This window comes from Aquaspirillum serpens DSM 68 (genome assembly GCF_000420525.1).
Classification (GTDB): Bacteria; Pseudomonadota; Gammaproteobacteria; order Burkholderiales; family Aquaspirillaceae; genus Aquaspirillum; species Aquaspirillum serpens.
This window is the reverse complement of sequence record NZ_ATVC01000001.1, coordinates 90,439-99,578: the sequence shown is the minus strand read 5'-3', so window position 1 is coordinate 99,578 and position 9,140 is coordinate 90,439. Positions and strand designations below refer to the sequence as shown.

The following is a 9,140-nucleotide window of genomic DNA, read 5'->3' as shown; positions in this document are numbered from 1 at the left end:
CAACTGGGCAACAGATTGGCTAATTTGACGTAAGAAAACTTGCTTGTCGGGTCAGACTGATACCATTCCTTTTGCAACGCCAACGCCTTATTAAAGACGAACCGACACGAACCCGCAAAGCGCGACATTTGCCGTGTTTGCTGGCCGTTGGGTGTCAGTTGAAATTTGAAGGCTTGAAGTCGTTTCATGCGCTCATTATACAAACAGCAAAGCAAACATTGATTTGTTTTTACTTTACAACCGCAACACTAAACCCTAAAACGGCTTTGCCGTTTGCGCCTGATATCCCCGCCATGAATGGCGAGGTTTTACGGCGCAGGGGATAACCTCCTCTGTCATCGTTTTTTCACACGCTTCTCGTAACTTAGGCGCACTTTTCCAACTTTTTGCCTAACGGAGCGAGCCATGGGTAAGCCCCTGCTTAAAACCGACGATAGCGTTCTCAACACCAGTACCAATCCGATTTTCAGCGATGTATTAGAAACCCAACTCGGCCGCCGCCAGTTATTAAAAGGCGGCGCAGCCTTGTCTGCGGCAGGGCTGTTGTCTTCTAGCTTCAGTGCCATTGCCCAAGCCGCTACACCTGCCCCTGTTTCGCTTGGCTTCGAATCTGTCCCCTTATCCACCAGCGATACTGTTGTGGTACCAAAAGGCTACCGTGCCGAGGTGTTGTATGCGTGGGGTGATCCAATTGGTATCAAAGGCAAAATGCCGGCTTTCAAAGCCGATGCCAGCAATAGTGCCGAAGAACAAGCCGTCCAAGCTGGGATGCACCATGATGGTATGGCGTATTTTCCTCTGCCCTTTGGTTCGGCTCATTCCAAACAAGGTTTGTTAGCAATCAACCACGAATACACCGATGATGGCCTATTGCACAGCGATGGCATGAAGATGTGGAATGCAGAAAAAGTGCGTAAGGCACAACATGCTGTTGGGGTGTCGATTATTGAAGTGCAAGACTTGGGGGGACAAAAAGGTTGGCAAGTGGTACGGCCTTCGCAATTTGCTCGCCGTGTTCATGCCCTGACCCCGATCCAGATCGGTGGGCCTGCGCGTGGTCATGCTTTGATGAGAACTGCAGCAGATCCACGCGGTGTTGAAGTGCTCGGTACCTTTAATAACTGTGCCAGTGGGCCGACACCGTGGGGGACTTACCTTACCTGTGAGGAAAACTGGAGCGATTATTTTGCCAATAATGGGCAACTGAGCGAGGACGATAAACGCTACGGGATTAAAGCGACCGATGCCGGCTATCGCTGGGCCGAAGTGGATTTCCGTTTTGATCGCCAAATCAATCCAAATGAACCGCATCGTTTTGGTTGGGTGGTGGAGATTGATCCCTTTGATCCTAAGGCGAAGCCAATTAAACGCACTGCATTAGGGCGGATTAAACACGAGGGCGCGACGGTAACGATTGCACAAGACGGGCGTGCGGTGGTGTATATGGGCGACGATCAACGCTTTGAATACATCTACAAATTTGTCAGCCGCGACAAGTTCAATCGTTATGACCGTAAGGCGAATCGCGATTTGTTAGAGCATGGCACCTTATATGTGGCGCGTTTTGATGCCGATGGTTCGGGGCAATGGTTAGAACTGACTCACGGTAAAAATGGCCTGACTGCTGCCAATGGCTTTGCTGATCAAGGCGAGGTGGTGATTAAAACCCGTTTGGCTGCCGACCGTGTTGGTGCAACCAAGATGGACCGCCCAGAATGGATTGCCGTTCATCCACATAAAGCAGGTGAGGTGTACTGTACGCTGACCAATAACAGCGAACGCGGTACCGATGGCAAACCAGCGACTGATGCGGCCAACCCTCGAGCGAAGAATGTCTTTGGTCATATCATTCGTTGGCACGAAGCCAGCAACGACTCCACTGCTACCCAATTTAAGTGGGACATCTATGCCCTTGCCGGCAATCCCGAGCGCGACGGCGACAAAAAGGGCAATATCAAAGGCGATATATATGGCAGCCCTGATGGTTTGGTGTTCAGTCGGAATGGGATTTTGTGGATTCAAACCGATGTCTCCACCAGCACCTTAAACCAGAAAGACTATACCGGCATGGGCAATAACCAAATGCTGGCTACCATTCCTGAGACCGGCGAAACACGGCGTTTCTTAACGGGGCCTAATGGTTGCGAAGTAACTGGTTTGGCCTTTACCCCTGACTTGAAAACCATGTTTGTCAACATCCAACATCCGGGGGAGCCAGCGAGTGAGCGTAGCGATCCGGCTGCACCCAAAGCCATTTCAAGTTGGCCTGACGGTGCTCAAGGCGGGCGCCCTCGTGCAGCAACGGTGGTGATTCGTCGTGAGGATGGTGGGGTGATTGGCGAAGTTTAAGCCAGAGCAAATTTGGCATTGATCTAGCAAAGCGGCGGCGGAGCAAACACTCCGCCGCTGGCATTATGACTGGCTAGCGCGGTCGAGTAGATACACTGCATGTCGATAGTGCAAGCCGCTATGTGAAGACAGGCCGATTTCACCAGTCAGGCCGTAACGGCCAATCCATTTTGTTCCGTATATTCAAGGCAGTGCTTCTTCTCCATCCGATGAGTTTTCTAAAGGAACAACTTTCTTGACCCAATTTCCCAAGCGAGTGCGTAGGGGATTGCTGCGACTGTCCGATTTTGGAAATGGAATGTGTTCTCTAGAATAGCCGATCAAAATAATCGTTTTATTTGATTCGTCTTTGATGTAGTGGACAATTTCTGCGGAGCTTGCTCCCTTCAGATTTTCAGGCAGATGAGGCGGTGTCTTAACGGTGCCGTGGATTCGACTATAAGGTCCTGAATGGTAATGCCAAGCGTTTGTTTGGGAATAGAGAATTGCTGAGTAAATCGGCTTACCATTTTCATCGGTATGGGATGGTTTATTTCGACCTGGTAACTCTTCTGCATCTAGTACAAGGTCTATAAACGCTTCTAGGCGAGCGTATTCGTCAGCAGTTAACTTGGGTATATCAACATGAAACTGGCTATCACGTGAGCCACTAAAAAAGTCTTTGTGACATTGAATTGTTTCGAACATAAAAAATCCCGCCTTTAAAGTGGGCGGGATTCTAACAAATAAAGCGACATCATAAATTTAGCGGCCGAGTGCGACTCGCAAGGCTTGCCGGCGTTCTTCTTTGGACATGGCCTTAGTAATTTTCAGTTCAGCTGTGTTTTGTTTCGCTGTCTTGGCCCGATCAGCGAGCACACTATCGAAATTAGGTGCAATCAATTTGGATTTTTCCGAGGTGCCGGCTCGTGTCAGTGTGATCATTGAGTAACCTCCAATAATGGGTACGACCATTGTATTGATCATCTGCATATTATACCCATCGACCAAAAACTGCTGCATGTACTTTAGAATGATCGCTAAATTCTCTGTTAGGTGTGGTAACAGCTGGCGGAGCAAACACTCCGCCGCTGGCATTATGACTGGCTAGCGCGGTCGAGTAGATACACCGCATGTCGATAGTGCAAGCCGCTATGTGAAGACAGGCCGATTTCACAGGTACGGCTGCTGGAAACACCGCTATCACAATGACTGACTTGGTGTGATAGATCGCGTAAGGCGTGGTCATTGAGTTCCGGCGTGCTAAAGCCTTTGTCACCAGCAAAACCACAACACCCGATAAACTCAGGCACAGTGACCCGTTGGGCGCAGGCTTTGACCAAGCGTAGCAAATGCTGATCCACACCCATTTTGCGACTCGAGCAGGTGAGATGCACGGCAATCGATTCATTAACTGGTTTCACCGTTAAATGCGGTAGCACATGCTCGGTGAGGAAGGGAATCGAATCGAAAATGTGTAGCTGCTGGCGGTCGCTGGCGCTTAATAAACGCAAGGCACAGGGGCTGGTGTCCACATAAATAGGATATTGGCCGTGTTGGCTGGCGTGTGCTAGGGCATCAAACACTTGCTGCCGTTTTTGTTCTGCTAACGAGAAATGGCCCTTGGATTCAAAAGGTTGTCCGCAGCATTGTTCATCCAGCGCCGCAGGGAAGATCACTTCATAACCGGCCCGTTCTAACACGGCCACCGTCACTTGCATCAATGAGCGCGAGTCGCTGTCGTTGCTGGCTGGGCCGAGGGTGCGGCTGGCACAACTGGCGAAATACACCACTTTGCGTGCTGCATGATGTTGCGGTCGTGGTGGCCGCGCTGCGGCAGTGGGTAAGGCGCTGTTCCACTGTGGGAGGGCAGGGACAAATTGGCGCGCTTGTTTGCTGAGCTGCTGTAACAGGCGATCCCCTAACACCACTTTAGCCACATGAGCCACTTTTAAACCGGTGCGCGCAGCCTGAGTGACACCAGAAAAATGCTCTGCCAAATAACGCGCTTGTTCGTGTTGGGCGGGGGCATCTTCAGCACGCAGGGCACGAATGAAATCACCGGTGTTGATGCCAACTGGACAGTTTTGTTGACATAAACCCGTGGCGGCACAGGTGTCGATACCCATATACGGATAGTCACGCTCTAACAGTGCCAACCGCTCGGGTTGTTCACCACTGGCGCGTAGGGCCTGCATTTCGCGCCAAACTGTGATCCGTTGTCGTGGGCTTAGGGTCAGTTCACGTGCAGGACAAGCCGGTTCACAAAAACCACATTCGATACACTTGTCCACAATCTCGTGGGCAGCCGGCAGTGCTTTGAGGTTTTTTAAATGGATAGCAGCATCACTGCTAATCATCACATCGGGATTCAGCACGCCATACGGATCAAAGGCGCGTTTGATTGCCACCATCAAGGCATAACCCTCGCTGCCCCACTCTAATTCAATGTAGGGCGCCATATTGCGGCCAGTGCCGTGTTCGGCTTTTAACGATCCGCCATATTCCACCGCCACCAACTGGGCCACTGCATCCATAAACGCATCGTAACGCGCCACTTCGCTGGCATCGTCAAAGCGTTGTGTAAAGACAAAATGCAGATTGCCTTCAAGCGCATGGCCGAAAATTAGCGCTTCGTGATAGCCAAATTGTTCAAACAGGGCTTGTAGTTTCTCAACCCCTGCCGCCAAATCAGGGACAGGAAACGCCACATCTTCAATAATCACTGTGGTGCCGGTTTCACGCACCGCCCCGACCGCTGGGAATAAGCCCTTACGCACCGCCCAATAAGCGGCATATTCCGCTTCAACTGTGGTGAAAGGGGTGCGCTCTATCATTGGGAAGGGTTGTAAGGTGTCGTGAATCTGGGCCAGCTGCTGTTGCAATTGTTCACTGCTATTAGCTCGGCTCTCGATTAACAGTGCACAGGCTTGCAAATCAAGATTTTGGATAAAGGCGGGTAACCCGGGTTTATTGCGAACTGAGGCGATGCCACGACCATCAATCAATTCCACTGCACTGACCGGTGCACTTTTCAGCGCGGCGACCGCTTGGCAGCAGGTTTTTGCATGAGCAAATACCACCAATGCCGAGGCTTTATAGGGAGGGTCTTCGACTGTGCGATAGACCACTTCTGAAATAAAGCCCAGTGTGCCTTCCGAGCCCACCATCAGGTGCATCAAAATATCAATCGGATCCTCAAAATCAATCAAACTATTGAGGGCATAGCCGGTGGTATTCTTCAGGCGGTACTTATGGCGAATTTTATCGGCCAGCGTTGGGTGATGCTTGGCGTGGTCGGCTAACTGGCTTAACTGCTGCAACAACGCGCCATGACTGACCCGAAACGCCGCCACCGATTGCGGGTCTGCCGTGTCCAACACCGTCCCATCCACCAACACCAACCGCATCGAATCGAGGGTGTGATAGGTGTTTTGTGCCGTGCCGCAGCACATACCGCTGGAGTTATTAGCAACAATCCCCCCAATTTTGGCGGCATTGATCGACGCAGGATCAGGGCCGATTTTACGTTGATAGGGTTTTAACCAATCGTTAGCCCATTGCCCAATCACCCCCGGTTGCAGACGAATCCGTTGTCCATCATCGAGAATATCGTGCCCCCGCCATTGATCGCCCAAAAGGATTAACACCGAGTCGCTGATGGCCTGACCAGATAGCGATGTCCCTGCTGCACGGAAGGTCACTGGGATCCCTTCACGGCGTGCGTGTTGTAATAGCTTGACCACTTCCTGTTCACTTTCAACGCGCACCACGATTTTTGGGGTGAGGCGATAAAAGCTGGCATCTGTGCCATAGGCATAGGTCAATAAGGGATGGGTGATTAAGCGCTCACTGGGCAGAAATTCGCATAACAGCTGGTAAAAGCGTTGGTAACGACGATCTAAATGGTCGGGAGCTTGTTGGGTCATGGCAACAGCCTTAGCAATCAGTGAGGAACAACACAATCAGGGCTTTGGGGCCATGTGCACCATAGGCCGTGACGCGCTGAATGTCTGATGTTTTAGAGGGGCCAGATACCAACACGAGATTGGTGGGCATTCCCTGTTGCCATTGCTGTTGTTGCATTAGATCAAGCAGGTTATCCGCCAACTGACTCTGTTTCACCACCACAATATGGGTCGGTGGGACTAAGCTCATTAAGCGTGGTTCGCTGGGGCTGGGCCATAAAACAATCGAGCCCGTAGCAGCAATGGCGGCATGACAGCCGGTGATGGCTGCATCGGTATCAAAAAATAGGGCCTCACGCCATGCTTCAATGGCTTGATCGTAGTGTTGCAGCGGCGGTAGGGCGCTGACACTGTTTTGCCATGTCTGTTCAATCGCGTTGTTGAGCGGCGAGTTTTCCGGCAACAACAGATTCCGCCACCCTTTTTGTGCCGCCAGTTCTGCCAGTGTTTGCGGCCAAGTCTCGCTAGTACAGTCATGAATCTCGGTTTGTACGGCAGTCAAAAGGTCTTTAAATCGGCTGGTGCGTTCGGTGCTGTCAAAGCGCCACGGTTGTTGTGCGACGGCGTAATCCTCTGCACTCGGCGCAGCTTTTTGTTGAGAAGGCGCGGCACGCAGACGAGATAAAATACGGGTTTTCGCGGTCATGGCTGATTCCCCTGTGTGGCTTGATATTCCGCAACCAACTCGTGTAATGATTTTGCTGCGGGTTGTGGTTTTGCACGGGCGATTGTCCATGCACCGACATCGTGTGGTAGCAGACCGCGTAAACGGGTGGCGGCAAAACGGCTGGCACGGTACAACACCGGCTGGCTATAAATCCGCGCCCAACTGCGCCACAGCCATTTTTCGGTGGCGCGGTATTTCGCACCTTGTCCGCGTACTGTGTGAGGGTGATTAGGTTCGTTTTCCGGGGTAACTGATTCTTGGCGTAGACGTAATAACAGCTCTGGAATGGGAATCCGCACAGGACAGACTTCGCTACAGGCACCACATAGGGTCGAAGCACTCGGTAAGTCTTTGGTGTCATCTAGCCCTAACAGATGTGGCGAGATAATTTTGCCAATCGGCCCGGGGTAGGTCGTCCCATAAGCATGACCCCCGATGCGGGTATAGACCGGACAATGGTTCATACACGCGCCACAGCGAATACATTGCAACGTCTCACGCAACTGTAAATCGGCATACGCTTGGCTGCGACCATTATCCAACAACACCAAATGCACCTGCTGTGGCCCGTCCTTCTCCCCCGCCTTGCGCGGACTAGAAATCATATTGACGTAGGTGGTAATCGGCTGGCCGGTTGCCGAGCGTGTCAACAAGCTCAAAATCGGCGGCACGTCCTCTAGCTTCTCGACCACCTTCTCAATGCCGGTGATGGCAATGTGCATCTCAGGTGCGCTGGTGGTGAGGCGGCCATTGCCTTCATTTTCCACCAATACCAAGGTGCCTGTTTCTGCCACCGCGACATTGACACCAGACAACCCGACTTTGGCGGTAAAAAAACGCTGTCGCAGGGCATGGCGGCCAATTTGAATCAGCTCGTCTACATCCTCGGTATACGGTGTGCGGGGCAGTTCATCGTGAAACAAATGGGCAATATCAACCTTGGTCTTATGAATCGCCGGCATGATGATGTGCGAGGGCTTCTCATGTGCCAGTTGCACAATAAACTCCCCCATATCACTCTCCAACGCCGTCATCCCCTGCGCCTCAAGAAAGTGATTGAGCTCAATTTCCTCACTCACCATCGACTTGCCTTTGATGATCTCTTGGCTATTCGCCTGCCGCATCAACCCAGCAACAATCTCACACGCCTCCGCCGGTGTATCCGCCCAATGCACCTGTATCCCATTCGCCACACACCGCGCCTCTAACTGCTCCAACAACAACGGCAACCGTGACAACGCCCGTTGCCGAATCCGTTGCCCCAAATCGCGCAACCGACTTAACTCATCTGCATCAGGAAACTGCGCCGCCCGCCGCTGCATCAAAAAATCCATCGCGGCGCGGGTATTGTGTCGTTGGGTCGGATCTTGCGCCGCGTGGCTGCTGGCGGCACGGAAATCATGCAAAGGATGACTGTGGCTCATTGTTTGGCCTCCACGTGTTGGGTACGTTGCCACAGGAAATCGGCAATATGCTGTCCCCGCAACGCCGCCCCCTGCTTCTCCAACGCCCCATTGATATTCAACAAACACGCACAATCCGCACTCACCACCTGTTGCACACCACAGGCTTTCAACGCGCTGGTCTTATCCTCCACCATCGCCGCCGAAATATGCGGATGGCGCACCGAGAACGTGCCACCAAACCCACAACACTCCGCCTCGTGGTCGTGTTGTTTCAACACCACCTTGTCCAGTTGATTGAGTAGGGCTAATGAAGTGTCGCGCACGCCCATTTCGCGCCGCGCCGCACAAGAGGTATGCAAAGCAATCTCCACCGGCTGGCCAAGATCGCACAGCTTGATGTCTAAAACCTTGGTGAGAAACTCGGTCAATTCATAGATACGGGCAGCAAAAGCCCGTGCTTGGGTTTGTTGTGGTAAGCCATCGAATAGGCTCGGGTAGTGGTGTTTCATCATCCCCGCACACGATCCCGACAACACCACAATCGGCTCATCCCCAGAAAACGCCATCATCTGCGCCATTGCAACCGACCGCGCCTCGGTGAGATAACCCGAGGAATACGCCGGCTGTCCACAACAGGACTGCGCCTGCGGATAACGTACCTCAATGCCTTCTCGTTCTAATAGCTTGATCGCGCTGATGCCGGCGGTGGGGAAGAAGATATCTACGATGCAGGTGCCAAATAGGTAAACTGTTTTTGGGGGGGAGGTCATT

The 9,140-nt window shown here is 52.2% G+C and carries 8 protein-coding genes; 1 reads left to right on the top strand and 7 read right to left on the bottom strand.

Annotation, left to right across the window (positions count from 1 at the left end):
• Positions 1 to 188, bottom strand: a 188-nt coding sequence (locus tag G465_RS15250; RefSeq protein WP_022652515.1) for a helix-turn-helix domain-containing protein, incomplete at its 3' end; no start/stop codon positions are given.
• A gap of 217 nt (positions 189 to 405) precedes the next feature.
• On the opposite strand from G465_RS15250, the gene G465_RS0100475 reads away from it, so the two are divergent.
• Positions 406 to 2,349 carry a PhoX family protein gene (locus tag G465_RS0100475; protein ID WP_022652513.1) on the top strand — a complete coding sequence of 648 codons (1,944 nt, stop codon included), beginning with the start codon at positions 406 to 408 and terminating at the stop codon, positions 2,347 to 2,349.
• 183 nt (positions 2,350 to 2,532) lie between these two features.
• Here the strand turns inward: G465_RS0100475 and G465_RS14865 are convergent, their stop codons facing one another.
• The 6 genes from G465_RS14865 to G465_RS12895 form a co-directional block, all read right to left on the bottom strand.
• Positions 2,533 to 3,036 (bottom strand): hypothetical protein, encoded by a 504-nt coding sequence (locus G465_RS14865; RefSeq protein ID WP_022652512.1) that lies wholly within the window; start codon positions 3,034 to 3,036, stop codon positions 2,533 to 2,535.
• Positions 3,037 to 3,093: 57 nt separating this feature from the next.
• Positions 3,094 to 3,273, bottom strand: a complete 180-nt coding sequence (locus G465_RS15700; RefSeq protein WP_155846468.1) for a hypothetical protein — start codon at positions 3,271 to 3,273, stop codon at positions 3,094 to 3,096.
• 152 nt (positions 3,274 to 3,425) lie between these two features.
• Positions 3,426 to 6,257, bottom strand: a complete 2,832-nt coding sequence (locus G465_RS0100460; RefSeq protein ID WP_022652510.1) for an FAD-binding and (Fe-S)-binding domain-containing protein — start codon at positions 6,255 to 6,257, stop codon at positions 3,426 to 3,428.
• Positions 6,258 to 6,267: 10 nt separating this feature from the next.
• A complete protein-coding gene (locus G465_RS0100455) occupies positions 6,268 to 6,942 on the bottom strand; it encodes a LutC/YkgG family protein (protein ID WP_022652509.1) in 675 nt (224 codons plus the stop codon).
• Entirely contained in the window at positions 6,939 to 8,387 is a 1,449-nt protein-coding gene (locus G465_RS0100450) for a LutB/LldF family L-lactate oxidation iron-sulfur protein (protein ID WP_022652508.1), read from the bottom strand. The genes G465_RS0100455 and G465_RS0100450 overlap by 4 nt, the downstream gene beginning before the upstream one ends.
• Entirely contained in the window at positions 8,384 to 9,139 is a 756-nt protein-coding gene (locus G465_RS12895; RefSeq protein WP_022652507.1) for a (Fe-S)-binding protein, read from the bottom strand. Before G465_RS12895 ends, G465_RS0100450 begins: the two co-directional genes overlap by 4 nt.
• Between the last annotated feature and the right edge of the window lies 1 nt (position 9,140).

Coding starts and splice junctions, on each gene's coding strand:
- G465_RS0100450 (WP_022652508.1), bottom strand. CDS start 8,387: ATGAGCCACAGTCATCCTTTGCATGATTTCCGTGCCGCCAGCAGCCAC.
- G465_RS0100455 (WP_022652509.1), bottom strand. CDS start 6,942: ATGACCGCGAAAACCCGTATTTTATCTCGTCTGCGTGCCGCGCCTTCT.
- G465_RS14865 (WP_022652512.1), bottom strand. CDS start 3,036: ATGTTCGAAACAATTCAATGTCACAAAGACTTTTTTAGTGGCTCACGT.
- G465_RS12895 (WP_022652507.1), bottom strand. CDS start 9,139: ATGACCTCCCCCCCAAAAACAGTTTACCTATTTGGCACCTGCATCGTA.
- G465_RS0100460 (WP_022652510.1), bottom strand. CDS start 6,257: ATGACCCAACAAGCTCCCGACCATTTAGATCGTCGTTACCAACGCTTT.
- G465_RS15700 (WP_155846468.1), bottom strand. CDS start 3,273: ATGATCACACTGACACGAGCCGGCACCTCGGAAAAATCCAAATTGATT.
- G465_RS0100475 (WP_022652513.1), top strand. CDS start 406: ATGGGTAAGCCCCTGCTTAAAACCGACGATAGCGTTCTCAACACCAGT.